The organism is Haloarchaeobius sp. HME9146, assembly GCF_025399835.1.
Lineage (GTDB): Archaea > Halobacteriota > Halobacteria > Halobacteriales > Natrialbaceae > Haloarchaeobius.
On sequence record NZ_JAODVR010000001.1, the window covers coordinates 426,306 to 444,802 of the forward strand.

At 68.3% G+C, this 18,497-nt stretch carries 14 protein-coding genes and 1 tRNA gene; 4 read left to right on the forward strand and 11 right to left on the reverse strand.

All coding sequences use genetic code 11. The features are described 5' to 3' along the window. Positions 1-74: 74 nt before the first annotated feature. The 4 genes from N6C22_RS02190 to N6C22_RS02205 form a co-directional block, all read right to left on the reverse strand. A complete protein-coding gene (locus N6C22_RS02190) occupies positions 75-2,291 on the reverse strand; it encodes an LUD domain-containing protein (RefSeq protein ID WP_261649083.1) in 2,217 nt (738 codons plus the stop codon). Next, complete coding sequence (locus N6C22_RS02195) at positions 2,288-2,797, reverse strand: LUD domain-containing protein (RefSeq protein WP_261649084.1); 510 nt, start codon at positions 2,795-2,797, stop codon at positions 2,288-2,290. Before N6C22_RS02195 ends, N6C22_RS02190 begins: the two co-directional genes overlap by 4 nt. A gap of 72 nt (positions 2,798-2,869) precedes the next feature. Next, complete coding sequence (locus N6C22_RS02200; protein ID WP_261649085.1) at positions 2,870-4,594, reverse strand: L-lactate permease; 1,725 nt, start codon at positions 4,592-4,594, stop codon at positions 2,870-2,872. Positions 4,595-4,988: 394 nt separating this feature from the next. After that, the gene (locus N6C22_RS02205; RefSeq protein WP_261649086.1) at positions 4,989-6,101 is read right to left on the reverse strand and encodes an NADH:flavin oxidoreductase; all 1,113 of its coding nucleotides are present in this window, start codon (positions 6,099-6,101) and stop codon (positions 4,989-4,991) included. Between the two features lie 113 nt (positions 6,102-6,214). On the opposite strand from N6C22_RS02205, the gene N6C22_RS02210 reads away from it, so the two are divergent. Next, positions 6,215-6,982, forward strand: a complete 768-nt coding sequence (locus N6C22_RS02210; protein ID WP_261649087.1) for a helix-turn-helix domain-containing protein — start codon at positions 6,215-6,217, stop codon at positions 6,980-6,982. Between the two features lie 261 nt (positions 6,983-7,243). Here the strand turns inward: N6C22_RS02210 and N6C22_RS02215 are convergent, their stop codons facing one another. Further along, entirely contained in the window at positions 7,244-7,591 is a 348-nt protein-coding gene (locus N6C22_RS02215; protein ID WP_261649088.1) for a hypothetical protein, read from the reverse strand. Next, positions 7,581-8,591 carry a transcription initiation factor IIB family protein gene (locus N6C22_RS02220; protein ID WP_261649090.1) on the reverse strand — a complete coding sequence of 337 codons (1,011 nt, stop codon included), beginning with the start codon at positions 8,589-8,591 and terminating at the stop codon, positions 7,581-7,583. The genes N6C22_RS02215 and N6C22_RS02220 overlap by 11 nt, the downstream gene beginning before the upstream one ends. A 297-nt stretch (positions 8,592-8,888) precedes the next feature. Here N6C22_RS02220 and N6C22_RS02225 point away from each other — a divergent pair, with 297 nt between their 5' ends. Both N6C22_RS02225 and N6C22_RS02230 read left to right on the forward strand, forming a co-directional pair. Further along, complete coding sequence (locus tag N6C22_RS02225) at positions 8,889-10,586, forward strand: formate--tetrahydrofolate ligase (protein WP_261649091.1); 1,698 nt, start codon at positions 8,889-8,891, stop codon at positions 10,584-10,586. Positions 10,587-10,716: 130 nt separating this feature from the next. Further along, complete coding sequence (locus tag N6C22_RS02230) at positions 10,717-12,084, forward strand: response regulator (RefSeq protein ID WP_261649092.1); 1,368 nt, start codon at positions 10,717-10,719, stop codon at positions 12,082-12,084. A gap of 55 nt (positions 12,085-12,139) precedes the next feature. Here the strand turns inward: N6C22_RS02230 and N6C22_RS02235 are convergent, their stop codons facing one another. Then, a complete protein-coding gene (locus N6C22_RS02235; protein WP_261649093.1) occupies positions 12,140-13,363 on the reverse strand; it encodes a HEAT repeat domain-containing protein in 1,224 nt (407 codons plus the stop codon). A 224-nt stretch (positions 13,364-13,587) separates the two neighbouring features. Here N6C22_RS02235 and N6C22_RS02240 point away from each other — a divergent pair, with 224 nt between their 5' ends. Continuing rightward, positions 13,588-14,967, forward strand: a complete 1,380-nt coding sequence (locus tag N6C22_RS02240) for a cytochrome P450 (protein ID WP_261649094.1) — start codon at positions 13,588-13,590, stop codon at positions 14,965-14,967. Positions 14,968-15,042: 75 nt separating this feature from the next. On the opposite strand, the gene N6C22_RS02245 is transcribed toward N6C22_RS02240, so the two are convergent. The 4 genes from N6C22_RS02245 to N6C22_RS02260 all read right to left on the reverse strand — a co-directional run bounded on the left by N6C22_RS02245 (position 15,043) and on the right by N6C22_RS02260 (position 18,483). Next, on the reverse strand, positions 15,043-15,780 hold the full coding sequence (locus N6C22_RS02245) for a rhodanese-like domain-containing protein (RefSeq protein ID WP_261649095.1): 738 nt from the start codon (positions 15,778-15,780) through the stop codon (positions 15,043-15,045). A 122-nt stretch (positions 15,781-15,902) separates the two neighbouring features. Next, positions 15,903-15,975, reverse strand: a tRNA-Gln gene (locus N6C22_RS02250). Positions 15,976-16,100: 125 nt separating this feature from the next. Beyond that, positions 16,101-17,318, reverse strand: a complete 1,218-nt coding sequence (locus N6C22_RS02255; protein WP_261649097.1) for a PQQ-binding-like beta-propeller repeat protein — start codon at positions 17,316-17,318, stop codon at positions 16,101-16,103. Further along, positions 17,311-18,483 carry a PQQ-binding-like beta-propeller repeat protein gene (locus N6C22_RS02260; protein ID WP_261649098.1) on the reverse strand — a complete coding sequence of 391 codons (1,173 nt, stop codon included), beginning with the start codon at positions 18,481-18,483 and terminating at the stop codon, positions 17,311-17,313. Before N6C22_RS02260 ends, N6C22_RS02255 begins: the two co-directional genes overlap by 8 nt. Between the last annotated feature and the right edge of the window lie 14 nt (positions 18,484-18,497).

Consider the following 18,497-nt stretch of genomic DNA (forward strand, 5'->3'; position numbering starts at 1 on the left):
AGACCACCACGGAGCGGCTGGTATCGGCGTGTCGCAGCCTCCCTCGAGATGGAGTGTGCAGCGTAAGCGAGGTGCTACCGGCCGCGTCCCGGCGCGAGCAGTTCGACCGGGTGGAGCGGCCGTTCCCCGAACAGGTCGTCTATCTGGTCGGTACAGGAGGTGCCCGAGGCGACGACGTGGTCGCCGTCAGCCTCCCTGAGCTGCCCCGCAAGGTCCTCACCGAGGTCGACCGAGAGGTCGTAGTACTGTTCCTTGTAGCCGAAGCTGCCGGCCATGCCACAGCACTCGACCTCGCTGGTGGTCACGTCGTAGCCGCACTCCTCCAGCACCGCGATGGTGTGCGCTTCGAGCCCCATGCTTCGCTGCTGGCAGTGACTGTGGTAGGCGACCGTCTCGTCGCCCGTCGCGGTCGACAGGACCTCGGCGTCGGCCCCGTTCGCCAGCATCCCGAAGGCGTACTCCAGCACCTCGTAGCTGTTCTCTGCGAGGGGTTCGAACGCCGGGTCGGGCAGCAGGTGGTCGTAGTCCTCGCGGAACATCGCGAGGTCGCTCGGCTCGATGACGACCACGTCCCAGCCGTCGTCGAGGTAGGGCGCGAGCGTGGCCGTGACGCGTTCGGCCTTCTCGGTCGCGGTGTCGATCATCCCCTGCGAGAGCGGGGCGCGACCGGCACCTGGGACCGAGGGCACCGCGACCTCGACGCCGAGCGCTTCGAGCAGGTGGACCGCGGCCTTCCCGCGCTCGACCAGCATGAAGTTCGTGTAGACGTCCGGGTAGAGGACGGCCTTGCGGTCGGTGTGGTTCGGGGCCTGCGAGTCCCGGTTCGCGAACCACTCGACCAGCGTCTCGCGCTCGAAGCTGGGGAACTCGCGGCGGCGGTCCACGCCCGCGGTCCGCTCCAGCAGTGCCTTCGCCGGCGACGAGTTCGCGACCCAGTTCGAGAGGGGGGCGAACGTGCTGCCCGTCTTCGCCAGGGTCTCGAAGTTGCCGAACAGGCGCTTCTGGAGCTCCGGGCCGTCGTCGCCCTCGGCGTCCGGGCTCAGGCCGTCGACGAGGAAGTCGAACTTTTCAGACTCGCCCTCGCGGTTGATGCGGTCGCGGACGACCGTGTTTATCCAGGGGATGTCGATCTCGACCGGGCAGGCGGGTTTACACCGCGAGCAGCCGGTACAGAGGTCGTTGAACTCGGCGGCGGTGTCGAGGCCCTCGATGCCGGCTTCCCAGCCGGTGGCGATTCCTCCCGAATAGGTCTCGCCGCCGAAGCCGTGCCCACCGATGCCCTGGAAGTTCGCACACGTGTTCGAGCAGGCCGAACACCGGATGCAGTACAGGGTCTCGCGGAGGTGCTCGTCCTCGCGCATGTCGAGGCGGCCGTTGTCGATGAGGACGAGGTGGAACTCCCTGTCCGACTCGCCCGCCGTGATGGGCGTCTCCGGGTCGTCGAAGTCGACCGGCGGGGAGTCCACCGGCGGCGTGAGCAGGGAGATGTAGCTCGTGATGTCCTGACCGGTGCCGGAGCGCCCGATGAGTTCGACGAACGGCTGGAGGTCCTCGACGCTGGGAATCACCTTCTCGACGCCGGCGACGGCTATCTGCGTGTCGGGGACCGTCACCGACTTCCGGGCGTTGCCCTCGCTGGTGACCAGCGCCATCGTCCCCGAGTCGGCCGCGAGGAAGTTCGCGCCGGTCATGCCCACGTCGGCCGCCTTGATGTGCGCCAGCAGCTTCTCGCGGGCGAACATCGTCAGCTCCTCGGCGGTCTCTAACTCCTCCTCGGGCTCGAAGACCGCGTTGAACAGGTCGGCTATCTCGGCCCTCGATTTGTGGATAGCGGGCGCGACGATGTGGCTCGGGGCCTCGTCGGCGACCTGCAGAACCCACTCGCCGAGGTCGGTCTCGGTGACGCCGACGTCCCGGGATTCGAGGTGCTCGTTGACCTCGATCTCCTCGCTGGTCATCGACTTCGACTTGACGACGCGCTCTGCGTCCTGGTCGGCACAGACCTCGGCGATGTACTCGTTAGCGTCCGCGGCGTCGTCGGCGATGTAGACCGTGCCACCGTTCTCCTCGACCGCCTCGGTGAGCTGGTCGATGAGCTCGGGGAGGCGCTCGATGGCGTCCTCCTTGATGGCCCGGGCCTCCGATTTGAGGTCCTCGTAGTCGTCGAGTTTACCGACGGAGTCGTACCGGCCCTGGTTGAAGCCGCGGGCGTTCTCGCCGACGGCGGTCCCCTCGGTGTCGAGCAGCTGGCGGATGCGGGCGGCCTTCGCCTCGCGCGACTCCGAACTCATCGAATCACCACCACGTGGACCGCCTTCGGGCCGTGGGCCCCCTTGACGAGGGCACCCATGTCGGCCGTGGCCGAGGGGCCGGTCGCGAGGATGGCCGAGTCCCGCGTCTCGCGGAGCTCGTCGCCGAGCCACTCGAACGCCGCGGCCATGTCGGGGACCACGTCGTCCGCCCGGAGGACCGCCACGTGGAGGTCCGGGAAGACGCTCGCCGGTTCGCTCCCCTCGGGCGTCTGCCGGAGGACGAGACTGCCGTACTCGGCAACGGCGAGGTCGGCCGCCGTGACGCCCGTCTTGGCGGCATCGAGCGCGGCTGGTGTCGGGTCGGTCTGGACGCCCTCAGGGAGCGACACGTCGTCCCAGGGCAGCGGCGCACCGACCGCCGGGTCGTCGACGAGGTCGGCGATGGCGGCCGTCGCCTCGTCGGCGGTGGTCCAGGTCACCTCGACGCCGAAGTCCCCGGCGCGTGCGGCCCACTGCTCGGCGACGTCGCTCTCGACGCCGGTCATCGTCTGTCACCCGTGTGAATCGGGTCGTGCATATCGTGTCTCATGGCTGGAAGTACGAAAAAACGGCCTCCGTCAGAAGGCCCCGGGTGCGACGACGTAGGCGAACAGGATGGTCAAGACGCCCGTCATCGCGGCGTAGTACAGCAGCGGAATCAGTTCGAGGCGGATGACGCGACCCTCCTCGCCGACCAGTCCGACGACGGCCAGCGCGGCCACGACGTTGTGGATGGCGACGAGGTTCCCGATGGCCCCACCGACGGCCTGTGCGCCGACGAGGATCTGGGTCGGGACGCCGATGTTCTGTGCGGCGTTGAACTGGAACGTCCCGAACAGGATGTCACTGACCGTGTTCGACCCGGCGATGAACGCGCCGAACGCGCCCACGAGCGCCGAGAAGAACGGGTAGACGCCACCCGCGAGGTTCGCCGTGAAGTCCGAGAGGATGACGAGCATGCTGTCGGTGCCCGCCGCCTGCCCGGAGTTGATCATGATCTGGACGGTCGCGACCGCGAACCACAGCGCGATGACCGCCGGCAGTATCTTCTGGGTGGTCTCCTGCCAGGAGTTCTTGACCTCCTGCCCGTCCATCCCGTGCAGCAGGTACGTGATGACGCTGACGAACACGAAGATGGCACCCGGCAGGTACAGCGTGCGGAACGACCCGTCGAGGCCGGTCCCGAGGATGTTGCTCCACGCGATGACGAGGTTCTCGTTCAGGAAGCTCTGGAGCGGGGTCCAGACGCGGGTGACCACCAGCAGCGCGGCGGTCATGATGTACGGTGCCCACGCCATGCCCAGCGACATGTCGCGGCTCTCCTGGACGACGCCGCCATCGGCGGCGACGGTCTGGTCACCACCGCTGACGGACTCGCCGGGTTCGATGTCGCCGACCCAGTGGCTGGGCCACTGCTCGCGGGGCGCGAAGTCCCACTCCTCGTCGGGGAGCAGGAAGCCCGCCTTGAGCGTCCCGGCCGTGATGAACAGCCCGACCATCGCGCCGAGCAGCGCGGGGAACGTCGGGCCGAGGAAGTACGCGGTGAGCCAGTACGGAATCGCGAAAGAAGCCCACGCGAAGATGGTGAGCGGGAGCACCTGGAGCGCCGGCTTGATGGAGCGCTCCTCGCCGAAGAAGCGGGTCATCATCGCGACCCCGATGAACGGGAGCACGATGCCGACGATGGCGTGGATGGAGGCCGCCCAGACCGCCGCGTCCGCGACGTACTGGGTGACGGTCATGCCCTCCGTGTTGATGGCCTCCTGTATCGCCGTGTTCTTGCTGAAGACGTCCTCCAGCCCGATGATGAGCGGCGTCCCGACTGCCCCGAACGTGATGGCCATGATGTTCCCCGTCAGGGCGACCACGACGGCCGCCAGCGGCGGGAAGCCGAGGCCAACGAGCAGCGGGCCGACGATGGCTGCGGGCGTCCCGAAGCCGGCCGCACCCTCGATGAACGAGCCCATGAGGAATACGAGCAGGACGACCTGCACGCGCCGGTCGTCGCTGATGGACGAGAAGCCGGCGTTGATGGCGTCGAACGCGCCCGATTCCTTCAGCGTGAACAACAGCAGTATCGCGCCGAACACGATCCACAGAATCTCCGTGGCGGTGAACACGCCGGCGATGGTCGCCGCCGCGATGAGGTCGGGCGACATGCCCCAGCCGATGAGCCCGACGGCCGCGGCCGTCACCCACGCAATGGGCATGGTGGTCGTCGCGGGCTGGTAGAGCCCGACCATCAGGACCGTGATGGCGACCAGCGGCAGCACCGCCAGCAGTATCATCAGCGGGTCAGCCATCGTGGCTCACCCCCGTGGTTTCGATCTCGCGCAGCTGTTCTACAGCCCCAGTACCAGGGCAGGCCGAGTACCTGCCATCCCGTGTCCATGAATCTGGCATGAGAAAAAGATGATTTTACTCCGTTAAAGAATCACGGTAGGTTGGCAAATCTCTGTGATGGTCGAAACATTCAAATGTGTAGTATCGGATTCAGCGCCCGTCTTGGGGGTGTTTGACAGCGTACTGGAGGGTTCAGGCCGGTATCATGGCACCTCCAGGGGCCCGGACAGCCTTTGCACACGACTGAAATACCTCTTCACACGTGTGCAAAACACCAGTTCACACGTCTGTAAAGGACGTGTTCGAGTGGAAGCGAAGGGGTTCGGGTGGGGCGCGCCGGATGTGCCGGGACCGTCAGTCGTCCGCCGCCGGAGCCGCCGGTATCTCGTGGTCCGCGAGTTCAGCGGTCGGCGCGAGGAAGCGCGCCGGGTCGAACTGGTCGAGCTCCCGGTCGTCGGCGACGCGGGTCGGCCAGTCCGGGTTGGCGAGCGCCCCGGTCCCGAGCGTCAGGAGGTCCGCCCCGGCCTCGGTCGCCTCCCGTGCGGCTTCGGGGTCGCCGAGGCCGCCGTTGGCGATGACGACCGTGTCGTCGGTGACGTGCTCGACCGCCGCCTCGGCGAGCGTTGGTCCGTCGTCGCCAAACGCGGGCGAGGTGACGTCTGGTTCGGTGACGTGGACGTAGTCCGCACCGGCCGCCGAGAGTTCCGGGAAGAACACCGCAGCCGCGTCCTCGCCCTCGGGCCACTCGTACTCGGGGTCGGTCACCTTCGTCTGGGAGACGCGGACGCCGACGACGAAGTCGTCCGGGACCGCCTCGGCGACGGCCGAGACGACCTCGGCGGGGAACCGGACGCGGTTCTCGGGAGCCCCGCCGTACTCGTCGTCGCGCTGGTTCGCGTCCGCGGCGAGGAACTCGTTGAGGAGGTAGCCGTTCGCGCCGTGGACCTCGACGCCGTCGAAGCCGGCATCGTGGGCGTTCTTCGCGGCCTCGACGAAGCCCTCGCGGATGTCGTCGAGGTCGTCGTGGGTGGCCGCGTTGGCGACCGCGAACTCCCCGCTCCCGCCGTACGGTTCGGCCTTCTCGCCCTGCGGCTGCCAGGCCGAGGGCGCGATGGTCTCCTCGCCGTCGACGTGCGGGTTGCCCTGCGTCTGGGCCCCGGCGTGCATCAGCTGGGCGAAGATGGGAGCCTGGGCGTCGTGGACCGCCTCGGTCACCTGGGTCCAGGCCTCGACCTGCTCGTCGGTGACGAGGCCGGGCTGGTTCAGGTAGCCCTGGCTGTAGCGGTCGTCGGTGTAGACGCCCTCGGTGACGAGGAAGGAGAACCCGCCCTCGGCGAACCGGGTGTAGTACCGGGCCATCTCGGCGGTCGCACGCCCATCGTCGGTGGCGCTGACGCGTGTCATCGGCGCGAGGCCGACGCGATTGTCGAGTGCCAGTTCGTTCAGGCTCGTCGTATCGAACAACATGTGGGCCTCGGTATGGCGCAGAGACCGGTAATCCCCAGTTTGCCATATGCCAAACGCTCTGTGGATGGTTCGCACACCAACGAGCTTATTTGGCGATAGCCAAACTCTGTGCCATGCGCGAGTTCGCGTTCACCATCGAGTACGACAGGGGGGCGGACCCACTGATGGACGTCTTCATCGAGCACCCGGAGGCCCACGCCCGGACCATCAACTGCCACGTCTCGCCCAACAGCATGTGGCGCATCGACCGGATCGCTGGCCCCGAGGACGCTCTCGAACGCATCGACGACCTCTACACTGCCCCGGAGCACTGCAACGAGTGCATCGGCTCCCGGCACTGCCACACCGACTGGGAGCACGAGTTCCTCGAACGCGCGCCCTCGCGCCGGACCATCTACACCTTCCGTCCCTCCCCCGGCGATTGCTACTCCATCCCCCAGCTCGCCTGCATGTACCTCGGCGAAGGGTACCTCTGTGCCGCCGAACGCCGCAACAATCGCTACGAGTGGCGCATCCTCATGCGCGACGACGGCGACGCGATGGGCCTCCACGAGGCGTTGAGCGAGGAGTTGCGCGATGGGCTCTCGCTTTCCTTCCGCCAAATCGGCGGCCCCTCCTACTGGGCGGAGGAGGCAATCACGCTCGCCGAACTCCCCTACGAGCAGCGTGAAGCCATCGAGACCGCGGTTCGGATGGGCTACTACCAGACCCCGCGTGGCACCTCGATGGCGGAGGTCGCCCAGGAACTCGAGATTCCGCGGTCGACGCTGCAGTACCGGCTCCAGCAGGCCGAATCGTGGATCATCGGCTGTTTCGTCTCCCGGTCGGTGTCGGACATCGGTGAGCAGTGCTCGCGCCAGCCAGCCGCACCCGAGGTCTGAAGACGCGCCGCGGGACGCCAGCCCGGAGTCCAGTTTATGCGTCTGTAGTCCCGAGAGACGCTCGTGCTCGGATTGCGATACTTCGCCTGTGCCCGGTGCGAGACCGTCTTTGCGTTTCCAGAGTCCGAGTCGCGGTGCCCCAGCTGCGACGGTGGGACGCTCGAGGAGATAACGAACCGCCTGCACGACGACGCGTACTTCGCCCCGGCGACCGAGCCTGGCGCTCGATGACGGGTCGACGACACGCGCAAAGAATTCGAATCAGGGCTTGCAGGAACACGTCCGGGTCGACTCGGCCCACCGGGACCGGGTCACGCGACCGGTCAGGCGGGCGAGCCGAGCCCTGAGACCCTCGACGGCAGTGCTCGCGCGCTCCTGTCCGTTCTGCTGGGCCGTCTCGCGCAGGTAGAGATACGTCGCCGTCGGCAGCATGAGGCCGCTGTATATCAGCCCGACCGCGACACCGGCCTGGAGGGGATGCCCGGCAGGAACCGCCAGCCACGCCGTCGCGGCGACGACCAAGAGCGCGAGTCCCGACAGGACGGGGGCTCGCCACTCCGACGGTGTCGATGCCCCGGCCTGCGTCCGGTTCCGGTCCTCAGTCGCCATCCTCGACTCGCAGGCTGGAGAGTCGCTTCTGGCCGACGACCTCGAACAGCTCCTGGTAGCGGTTGCGGATGGTGACCTCGCTGATGTCGGTCACCTCGCTCACCTCGTCCTGGGTCAGTTCCTCGCTCGCGAGCAGGCTCCCGGCGTAGATGGCCGCCGCAGCGAGTCCGACCGGGCTCTTGCCGCTGTGGACGCCCTCCTGCTTGGCCGCCTGGAGCAGCCTGCGTGCGGGGCGTTCGACGGTGGCCCCGGCGTCGAGCTCCGAGAGGAACCGCGGGAGGTACTGCTCGGGGTCGGCGGGTTCGACCTTCAGGCCGAGTTCGCGGACGACGTAGCGGTAGGTCCGGCTGAGTTCCTGCTTGTCGACGCGGGACACCTCACCCACCTCGTCGAGGCTGCGGGGCACGCCGGCCTGTCTGGCGGCGGCGTACAGGGACGCCGTGGCGACGCCCTCGATGGACCGGCCCGGGAGCAGGTCCTCTTCGAGTGCGCGGCGGTAGACGACGCTCCCCGTCTCGCGGACGTTCTTCGGGAGCCCGAGGGCGCTGCCCATCCGCTCTATCTCGCCGAGTGCCTGCTTGAGGTTGCGCTCCTTGGAGTCACGGGTCCGGAATCGCTCGTTCCAGGTGCGCAGGCGCTGCATCTTCTGGCGCTGGCTCGACGAGAGCGAGTTCCCGTACGCGTCCTTGTTCTGCCAGCCGATGTTGGTCGACAGCCCGTCGTCGTGCATCAGCTTCGTCGTGGGTGCGCCGACGCGGGACTTCTCGTCCTTCTGTTTCGCGTCGAAGGCGCGCCACTCCGGGCCACGGTCGATGACTCCCTCGCGGACGACCTCGCCGGTCTCGGGGTCGACCCACTCGCCGTGACGTTCGTCGTAGACGAGGTCCTCCTCGCTGGGCTGGTCCGACCGCTCGTCGCTCGTCTCGTGCTGTTCCTCTCCGCTGGTCGTCCTGACGCCGGTGGAGGCCGAGCGCCGGGCAGTTCGGGTTGTCTCCGACATCAATCGTATACACAGTCGTTGCGGCGTCTCCCCCTTGGAGCCTCGTTTGGCATATGCCAAGACAAGTGTCGCCAGTGGCACGAGTAACGTGTGGATAGGGAGCGCGAACGCGTCGGTACCCAGTCCCAAAAGGTCGTTTTCTGGACGGAGGACGACGCTACACGACGGTTCGCAGCACCTTCGTCTATCACCAACCAGTGAGACGGTAGTGCCGACCACCGCCACCGGCGGTCACTACCAGAACGTGAGAACCAACAATCGAGGTTAACCCCTCCGCAGACGTATCAACAGATACGCATGAGTAGTCAGGAGCCAGTCACACAGCGAGAGGTACCGCCCGACATCGAAATCGCGCGCGACGCGACGCGCCGACCCATCGAGGCGGTCGCGGGCGACCTGGGCCTCGACGCCGTGGACCTCGAACCGCGGGGGAACGAGGTGGCGAAGCTGACCTGGGACGCCATCAGCCGGACGCTCGAGCAGCCGGCCGACGGGAAGCTGGTACTGGTGACGGCGATGACGCCGACGCGCCGCGGGGCGGGCAAGACCGTCACGACGGTCGGACTCGGCCAGGCGCTCGGGCAGCTCGGCGCGTCAAACGCGGTCGCGGTCCGGGAGCCGTCGCAGGGGCCGGTGTTCGGCATCAAGGGCGGCGCGGCCGGGGGCGGCTACAGCCAGGTGCTCCCAATGGAGGAGATAAACCTCCACTTCACGGGCGACATCCACGCCGTCACGTCGGCGCACAACCTCATCGCGGCGATGGTCGACGCGAGCCGGCACCACGGCAATCCGCTGGACATCGACCCCGACCGCGTGGTCTGGGGGCGGGCGCTCGACGTGAACGACCGGGCGCTGCGCGAGACTGTCGTCGGCCTCGGTGGGACCACGAACGGCCCACCGCGGGAGGACTCGTTCTGCATCACCGCCGCATCCGAACTCATGGCGGTGCTCTGTCTCGCCACCGACATCGCGGACCTCAAGGCCAGAGTCGGACGGGTCATCGTCGCCTACGACACCGACGGCGAGCCGGTCACCGTCGCGGACCTCGACGCCGTCGGGGCCGTGACCGCGCTCCTGAAGGACGCCCTGCGGCCGAACCTCGTCCAGACCATCGAGGGCACCCCCGCGTTCGTCCACGGTGGCCCCTTCGCCAACATCGCAACCGGGACGAACTCGGTGCTGGCGGACCACCTCGGCCTCCGACTGGCGGACTACCTCGTCACCGAGGCCGGCTTCGGCGCGGATCTCGGTGCGGAGAAGTTCGTCGACATCGTCTCGCGCGAAGGGGTAGCCCCCGACGCGACGGTGGTCGTGGCGACGGTCGAGGCGCTGAAGAGACACGGCTCCGCGACGGTCGACGACGAGGACTCCATCGCGGCACTTCGCGCCGGATTCCCGAACCTCGACCACCACGTCGACAACCTCCGGGCGATGGGCCTGCCGGTCGTCGTCGCGGTCAACCGGTTCCCGGGCGACACCGACGAGGAGATCTCGGCAGTGCTGGAGCACTGCGAGGCACGGGAGGTCCCGGCCGCGGTCTCGACGGTCTACCAGGACGGCGGCGAGGGCGGGCTCGACCTGGCCCGGCTGGTGAAAGCCGCCGCCGACTCCGGCGAGGCCGACCTCCAACCGACCTACCCGCTGGACGCCCCGCTCGCCGAGAAGATCCGGGCGGTGGCCACGCAGGTGTACGGGGCCGACGGCGTGGAGTTCACCCCGGCTGCCAGGAAGGACCTGGAACACATCGAGTCCCTGGGGCTGGACGACCTGCCGGTGTGCATCTCGAAGACCCCTGCCTCGCTCTCCGACGACGCCGACCGGGTCGGTGTCCCGCACGGCTGGAACCTCACGGTCCGCGAACTCTACCCCTCCGCAGGTGCCGGGTTCGTCGTGGCCCTGACCGGGAACGTGCTGACCATGCCCGGCCTGCCCGCCGAGCCCGCCGCGACCGACATCGAAGTCGACGACGACGGCACCGTGAGCGGGCTGTTCTGAGCGCATCGCGGGCGGCACGGGACACCATCCGGAGCCGGGTTCGGCTGCCCGGAGCCCCATCCGATTCCCACGGGTTCGGGACCTGCGCTGGGGCAACCTCTTGCTTTCGCACCCCTTACGTCCGATAGAGATGAGTGCGGAGGGAGACCGGGGAACGGGGCAGCCAGTGAGCCGGAGCCGTCGAGTCCACGTGCTCTGTGTCGACGACGAGCCCGACCTCGTGGAGCTGACGTCGACCTTCCTGGAACAGGAGAGCGACCGCATCGTCACGACCGCGACCACGAGCGTCGACGACGCCCTCGACCACCTCGCTTCGGCTCCAGTCGACTGCATCGTGAGCGACTACCAGATGCCCGGACAGGACGGCCTCACGTTCCTCGACGCCGTCCGCGCCGAGTACGGCGACCTCCCGTTCGTGCTGTTCACCGGGAAAGGGAGCGAGGAGATCGCCAGCGAAGCCATCTCCAGGGGCGTGACCGACTACCTCCAGAAGTCACAGGGCGCCGACCAGTACACCGTCCTGGCCAACCGCGTCCAGAACGCCGTCCGGGGTCACCGGTCGGAAAAGCGGGCCGAGAACTACCTGGAAGCGACTCCCGACGCTATCGTCATCGTCGACCCTGATGGGCGGATTCGCCAGGTGAACGAGCGGACCGAGTCGCTCTTCGGCTACGACCGCTCGACACTGGTCGGCGAACGGGTCGAGCTGTTGATTCCCGAACGGTTCCGCGAGACGTACGACACCTACCACCAGGAGTACGTCGAGTCACCGTCTCGGCGGGTTCTCGGCGCTGACTACGACCTCGTGGGACGACGCCGTGACGAGACGGAGTTCCCGATCGACGTGACACTCAGTTCGATGTCGGTCGACGGCCACGTCGAGGTCATCGTCTCGGTCCGGGACGCGACGGTCCGACACGAGCACGAACGTGCCCTCGCGGAACTGAACCGCATCAACCGGACGATCCGGGAGACGACGAGCGGCGTCATCGCGGCGTCCACCCGTGAGGAGGTCGAACAGTCCGTCTGTACGACGCTCGCCGAATCCGAGCCCTACCTGTTCGCGTGGGTCGGGAGAGTGGGCGACGAGCGAGAGGTCCTCCCGACCGCCTGGGCGGGAATCGAGGAGGGCTACCTCGACTCTATCATCGTCACGACCGACGAGACCCCGACCGGGCAGGGACCCGGCGGGCGGGCCGCCCGGCTCCACGAACCCCAGGCGATGCAGAACGTCAACGAGGACCCGACGTTCGAGCCGTGGCGCGAGGAGGCCGGAAAGCGCGGCTTCGAGTCGGTGGCCTCGATTCCCATCCTGCACGACGACACCTGCTACGGCCTGGTGAACGTCTACGCCGACAGACCGGAGGCCTTCGACGAGCGAGAACTGTCCGTGCTCGCCGACCTGGGCCGGACGACCGGCCACGCCATCCACTGTCTCGAACTGGCCGACCGACTCGACAGGGCCGGCGACGCACCCGAGGAGTCGCCCCTTCGGTGAGCCAGCGCGTCCGAGGTCATCGCCGACGGGACCGCCGTGACGCTCGACCGACCGGTCACGACAACCGGTCGATGGCCCAGGTCGCCTGTTCTCGCACCGTCTCGTCCGGATCGTTCGACGCCAGTTCCCGGAGTCGCTGCAACTCCACCGGACCCCCGGCCTTTCCGATAAGCACGCAGACGTTCGCCCGGACATCGGGGTTCGTGTCGTTCAGCGCCGTCCCCAGACTGTCGGCGTGGCCGGCGACTGCGTCGGGGTCAACCGACGCGATTCGCCCGAGGGCGGTCGCGGCGTTCGTCCGGACGGTCTCGTTCTCAGCCAGCAGTGCATCGACCAGCGACCCCACCGCCGGTGTCGCCGCTTCGGGTTCCGCGGCCGTCGCCCGCGTCAGCGCGTACACTGCGAACCGCCGGGTCCCACCTCCTTCCGCCTCGGCGACGGTGGCCAGCGCCGGGACGGCGTCCACCACCGCAGCCGGGTCCGCCGCCGCGACCTCCATCAGGGTGCGGCTGCCCTGCTCTCGATAGACGGGACGCGACGCGACGAGCGATGCGAGGTCCGAGACGTGCGGTATCAGCGGGTCGGGGTCGTCCGCGGCCTGCGTCGCGACGGCATGGAGAACCGCCCGCCCACTCGGGAACCGCTCGCGAGCCAGCAGGTCGAGCGTCGGCTCCACGAGCGGTTCGACCGCGTCGCCGCGGTTCTCGACCAGCCAGAGCGCCAGTTTCAGCGCTTCGACCATCCGGTCTCGGTCCCCGGACTCTCGGGCGGCGTCGAGGGCTCGCCGGGCAGCCGAGAGCGAGACCGTTGTGGGGTCGTCCTGGGCCTCCGACAAGAGCGACTCGGGCTGGCTGTCGGCGTCGTCCGGCGTGTCGAGCGGGAGCTCGCCCGCTCGAATCGCGGGCATGAACTCCCAGGAATGGTAGTGGTCCCAGCCGTCGACGTGCGAGAGCTCGAGGTCGTCCACGACGACGTACCCCTCGGCGTCGGGGAACAGCCCCGCGAGTATCTCCAGTCGTCGTTCTCGGACCGGCCACCACTCGTAGCGACCGCGCTCGTCCTGCTCGCCGAGTGCCGAGATGTCGCCGTCGCGGCGTCTGATGGACTCGACCGTGCCGGGGATGTCTGCCTCCGCGACGAGGTCCTGGTTGCCGATGGCCCAGACCTCGTGGTCGGTCTCGTGCGCCCAGTAGCGGACCCACTCGAGAGGAACCGCCTCTTCGTGCGGGTGTGGGTTCACGTCGACGGTCCAGTCGCGGTCGAACGCGAGGACGTACATCAGGGCTCACCTCGGGCGGGTGTCTCGGTGAGGTGGCTGCGGCCGGACGGGACGCCGGGACGTCTCGGAACAGCACTGGTTTGCATATTGTTGACAATGGTCTTCCCGCGTCAAAAAGTGTGGGTGGGCGTGAACTATCAGGTGGCTCCGTTCCCGGGCGCGGTTCCCACAGCGAGGGATACCGGGTCCGCAACCTCCATACAGATGCAAGCGTATATTCTTACATGTCACAGTCGCTGCCGAAGCCACCGGACGCAGGCGTCATCAACGCGGCCCGGTTCGGCACGGACACGTTCCGCTTCATCGAGGGGATGCAGGCGCGCTTCCCCGACATCGTCGGGATTCCCATCCCGGGCAGACCGCCCATCGTCCAGGTGACGAACCCCGACCTCATCCACGACGCGCTCTCGCGACCCGACGAGTTCAGCCGCGTCCCCGCCCAGAAACCCGCCTCCCTCATCGCCGAGCAGGGCCTCGTCCAGAGCGAGGGCGACCTCTGGCGACAGCAACGGACCCTGATGAGCAACGCGTTCGCCGGCGACCAGGTGCGCGCCTACGCCGACACGGTCGGCGAACGCGTCGAAGCCCTCTGTGGAGAGTGGCGCGACCGGCTGGCGAGCACCGACGAGGACAGCTTCGAGACGAACCTCCACTTCGACATGACGGCGCTGACGGTCCGGGTCGCCTCCGAGATACTGCTCGGGGAGGACATCGGCCTCCAGCGCGCCGAGCAGTTCTCCGAGTGGATGCAGGTCGCTGGCGACGAGTTCGAGTTCGGCCTCAGTGCCGTGTTGCCCGCGTGGGTGCCGACCCGGACCTCGTCCGAATTCAAGGCGGCCGCAACTGGCATCCGCGAACTCTCCGAGGAACTCATCGAGCGCCGCCGCGAGTCGATGGCCGCCGGGGAGAATCCGGACGCGAAGGACATGCTCTCGCTGCTCCTCCGGGCCGAGTCCAACCCCGCCGTCGACTTCTCCGAGAACCAGATCCGCGACGAGGTCGCCACCTTCCTCATCGCCGGCCACGAGACGACCGCGCTGAGCCTGACCTACGCCCAGAGCCTGCTGGCCTGGCATCCCGAAGCCCGCGAGCGCGTCCGCGAAGAGGCCGAGGCGGTCATCGGCGACGACGAACCGAGACACGAGCACGTCGAGGACCTCGAGTACACCGGCCGGGTCTTCACCGAGGTGCTCCGGCTATACCCCGCCGCCTGGGCCGTGTTCCGGCGTGCATCCCGGGACGTCGACCTCGGCGGCTACCACATTCCGGACGGGGCCGCCGTCATCATGCCCCAGTGGTCGGTCCACCGCGACAAGCGGTACTTCGACGACCCGCACACCTTCGACCCGGACCGCTGGCTCGACCGCTCACCCCAGTCCGTCCCGGCGTACTTCCCGTTCTCCAGCGGCCCCCACGCCTGCATCGGCCGGCAGTTCTCGCTCACGGGTGCGCGACTCGTGCTGGCCCGCATCGCGAAAGAGTTCGCCGTGGACGTCCCCGAGAACGGGCTGGACGACCTGCGAGCGACGCCGACGCTCCGGCCGGGTGGCGGCGTGACCGCGACGGTGTCTGCGCTGGAAGAGGCGAGACCAGTCACCCAGTGAAGAGCAGCAGGAGCGAGACGGCAATCTGGCTCAGACTGCGAACGCGGGTATCAGAATAGCTGACGGATAGCGGGACTATTCGAGCGTCCGAACCGACTCCGCCGTCACGACCTGCTCGGTCAGCGCCCCGAGGGTCGTCTCCAGCTGGTAGTCCGGAGCCTCCAGCGAGACGACCGAATCCGCGGTGACGCCACTGAAGTGGACCGTGATTGCGTACGACCCGTCCTCCTGGATGGGCGCTGCCTCGAGTGGCTGTGTCTCGCCGTCGGCCTGCAACCAGAGCATGACCATCTCGCCAGCGTACGACGAGTCCGTCTGTCCGCGAATCTCGAACTCCTTCCTGGCGGACGAGCCGGTCACCGGGTAGCCGCGCTCCACCCACTCGTAGAAGCCCTCGTCGATGACGTACACGTTCGTGTAGCCCGCCTTCTGCAGTTCCGCCGCCCGGAGCGAGGACAGGTGATGGGGGCAGCCACAGTACGACACGATTCGCGTGTCCTTCGAGACACCCTCGATCGGCTCTGCCTCGATGGGCGTCTGGACGGGGCTACTCATCGCATTCGTGATGTGCCCCTGGTTGTACGCGGAGGAGCCACGCGCGTCCACGAACGTCGCCTCCTCGTTCTGGTGCCACTGATGCGTCTCGTCGACGGGGACCAGGGCGATCTGCTCGCCCTCGACCGCGATCGTCTCGTAGCCCTCGGGTGACGTGCCGCTACTCTGCGTGCCGCCGGACCCGGTGAGACCACCGACACAGCCAGCCAGCGCTGTCATCGAGAGGCCGACACCGGAGAGGAACGCCCGTCGTTTCATGTGGCGGATGCTATGGCGTGGATGGAAATAGGAGTGTTGGTGAAGAAAGCAACCCCTTCGTTTCGACTGGAGAACACGGGAGGGCGCTGTCGCTCCGGTCGAGTTGAAACGTGGAACAGAAGTAGTTCCACCAGGATTCGAACCTGGGTCGTTGCCCCCAGAAGGCAACAGGATTGGCCACTACCCCATGGAACTTCGTCGGTCGGGTCTCCCCGAATCCATCATACAGTATTGCGCTTGGATATTTGAGTGTTGCGAAACGGTAGGAGGGTGAGACGACGTGACGGGTCCTCACCTGTGCCATGGACTCGGGGAGCGTCTCAGGTCGTCAAGAGCTTCGCGACCTTCCCGCGGTCGATGTTCGAGACGAACACCCCGTCGGGTGCGCCGGCGACCCCGACCCGCCCGTGAGAGTCCGCCTCGTACGTCCAGCGCGTCTTTCCCGTCTCCCAGTCGAGTGCGGTCAGCGACCGGTCGCTCGCGGCCACGGCCGCGTAGCCGGACACCACCAACCGCTCCAGTGATGGCATTTCGGTCGTCGTCTTCCAGCGGCGAGTTCCATCGTTCCCAAAGCAGTCGACGCGGGCGAGGATGCCACCGTCGGGGTCGTCGACTTCGCTCCCGACGAAGACGGCGTCGTCGGTCGGTTCGACGGCCGCGACGCGGTAGCCGGCGGTCCGCCGCCAGCGGACCTCCCCGGTCTGTCGGTCCAGCGCGACCACCTCGTTCCCGCCATCGCCGTGGAAGGAGTGGAGGTACACGAGCGAGCCCAGCGCGACGTTGTCGAACCCGTCGCGGCCGGTGACGGTGGTCTCCCACCGGACAGTCCCGTCGGCCGGGTCGTAGCCCGTCACGTCCGGGCCGCGGGCCGCCACGAGCAGCCGGCTGTCTGCACCGACGTCCGGATACAGTCGCGACGGCTCGGTCTGCCACCGGACGCTCCCGTCCTGTGCGAGGACGGCGAGGCGGTGCCGGTCGTCGGTCTCGGCCGGGAGCACGACCGCGATACCGTCGTCGGCCTGCTCGGGTTGACGGTAGCCGGCGTGCTCGCGTTCGAACCGTGGTTCGCCCGTCTTCACGTCGTAGCCACGGAGCAGGTCGTCGGTGAGGTCGAGGTCGACGACGAGCGAGCCGTACCGACCGAGGACGCCGCGTTCGTGCAGTCCCTCGACGTGCCAGCGGCGCTCGCCCGACTGGCCGACGGTGTAGAGGTCGCCGTCGGTGCTGTGGACGTGGTAGGGGCCGCCGAAGTCGGGCGCGACCGGGCGGGCCTCGATGGGGCCGCCGGTCTCGACGCGGAACTGGGTCGTTCCGTCGTCGAGCGCGAGCCCGTAGAGGGCCTTGTCCTGCCCGCCGACGAGGAGGTGCTGGCCGCCGACGGTCGGCGGGGAGGCACCACTCGCCTGCTCGAGGTCGCGTCGCCAGACTGGGTCGACGCTGTTGTCGGGCAGGACCGACGAGACACAGCCCGCGAGCGCCAGCGAGCCGACACCGGCGAGGGAACCAAGCGCCTCGCGGCGAGAGAGTGGGTTACGCATCGTCGAACACCTCCTCGCTGGCGCGAGAGAGCGACCACTCCTGCCCGACGTAGACCGCGTCACCCATGTGGGCGACCCACATCGGGCCCCCGCCGTCCTGGTAGCCCTCGAAGCGATACTCGTTCACCAGTTCGCCAGCAGTGTCGTGGACGTACACGGCCTCGGGCTTGAACGGAACCGTCCCGCTCGGCCCGCGCTGGTTCATCCGACCGCCGACCATGGTCACGAGTCGGTCGTCGACCATGACGGGGCCCGACGTGAACGCGCTCGCGGCCTCGGTCCGCCACAGTCGCTTCCCGCTCCCGGCGTCGAGGGCGTAGAGGTAGTAGTCGGCTGCGGCGACGTACACCCGGTCGCCGGCGACCAGCGGGCGGGTGAAGACGGTGTTCTCGAGTGGGGACCGCCACTGTACTTCGCCGGTTCCGGCATCGACGGCGAGCAGTTCCTCGGTCGCGCTCCCGACGTAGACAGTTCCATCGGCGACCGCCACGTCGGACATCGCTGCGCCCAATTCGAGCCGCCAGTCCTCGGCCCCGTCGGGGGTGATTCGGCGGAGCGTCCCGTCCAACAGGGGTACGACGAGGCCGGTGCGGTCGCGGGCCGGTGCCGCGGCGAGCGACGCCGAGAGGTCGTGGGCGAACCGGGTGTCGCCGTTCGCTTTCGCCAGGCCTTCGACGCGGTCGGGCACGTCGTCCTCGGTGCCGGAGATGGGGACGAACACCTGCTCGCCGGCGGGGACCGGGGCGAACTCGACGACGCCGGGGTCGGCCTCGTCGACCGGTCCCACGTTCGTTTTCCAGGCGATATCGCCGGTCGCGTGGTCGACGGCGAGGGCCTGCTCGGCCTTCGAGAAGACGTAGGCGAAGCGATCGTCGGCGGTCACGGGGGACCCGCGGCCCTTCCCGCCAGGGACCGACCACCGGTCCTCGCCGGTCTCGGGGTCGAAGGCGGCGAGCAGCGGGTCGTCGCGGAAGGGGCTCCGGGACCCGACGAGCAGTGGGCCGCCGTCGGGCTGCGCGCCTGGAGCCGGGTCGAACCGTTTCGTCTGCCACGCGGTCGGTACTGGGCTGTCGTGGTCCTCCTCGGCGAGGGCGCTACAGCCGGCGAGGCCGACCGCGAGCGCGGGGAGGCTCTTCAGGGCGTCGCGTCGCGTGAGGGAGGGCATCTGTTCGGGCTTCC

What these genes read in the sequence shown, in the direction of transcription:
- N6C22_RS02190 (WP_261649083.1), bottom strand. Translation starts at nt 2,291, where the DNA reads ATGAGTTCGGAGTCGCGCGAGGCGAAGGCCGCCCGCATCCGCCAGCTG.
- N6C22_RS02195 (WP_261649084.1), bottom strand. Translation starts at nt 2,797, where the DNA reads ATGACCGGCGTCGAGAGCGACGTCGCCGAGCAGTGGGCCGCACGCGCC.
- N6C22_RS02200 (WP_261649085.1), bottom strand. Translation starts at nt 4,594, where the DNA reads ATGGCTGACCCGCTGATGATACTGCTGGCGGTGCTGCCGCTGGTCGCC.
- N6C22_RS02205 (WP_261649086.1), bottom strand. Translation starts at nt 6,101, where the DNA reads ATGTTGTTCGATACGACGAGCCTGAACGAACTGGCACTCGACAATCGC.
- N6C22_RS02210 (WP_261649087.1), top strand. Translation starts at nt 6,215, where the DNA reads ATGCGCGAGTTCGCGTTCACCATCGAGTACGACAGGGGGGCGGACCCA.
- N6C22_RS02215 (WP_261649088.1), bottom strand. Translation starts at nt 7,591, where the DNA reads ATGGCGACTGAGGACCGGAACCGGACGCAGGCCGGGGCATCGACACCG.
- N6C22_RS02220 (WP_261649090.1), bottom strand. Translation starts at nt 8,591, where the DNA reads ATGTCGGAGACAACCCGAACTGCCCGGCGCTCGGCCTCCACCGGCGTC.
- N6C22_RS02225 (WP_261649091.1), top strand. Translation starts at nt 8,889, where the DNA reads ATGAGTAGTCAGGAGCCAGTCACACAGCGAGAGGTACCGCCCGACATC.
- N6C22_RS02230 (WP_261649092.1), top strand. Translation starts at nt 10,717, where the DNA reads ATGAGTGCGGAGGGAGACCGGGGAACGGGGCAGCCAGTGAGCCGGAGC.
- N6C22_RS02235 (WP_261649093.1), bottom strand. Translation starts at nt 13,363, where the DNA reads ATGTACGTCCTCGCGTTCGACCGCGACTGGACCGTCGACGTGAACCCA.
- N6C22_RS02240 (WP_261649094.1), top strand. Translation starts at nt 13,588, where the DNA reads ATGTCACAGTCGCTGCCGAAGCCACCGGACGCAGGCGTCATCAACGCG.
- N6C22_RS02245 (WP_261649095.1), bottom strand. Translation starts at nt 15,780, where the DNA reads ATGAAACGACGGGCGTTCCTCTCCGGTGTCGGCCTCTCGATGACAGCG.
- N6C22_RS02255 (WP_261649097.1), bottom strand. Translation starts at nt 17,318, where the DNA reads ATGCGTAACCCACTCTCTCGCCGCGAGGCGCTTGGTTCCCTCGCCGGT.
- N6C22_RS02260 (WP_261649098.1), bottom strand. Translation starts at nt 18,483, where the DNA reads ATGCCCTCCCTCACGCGACGCGACGCCCTGAAGAGCCTCCCCGCGCTC.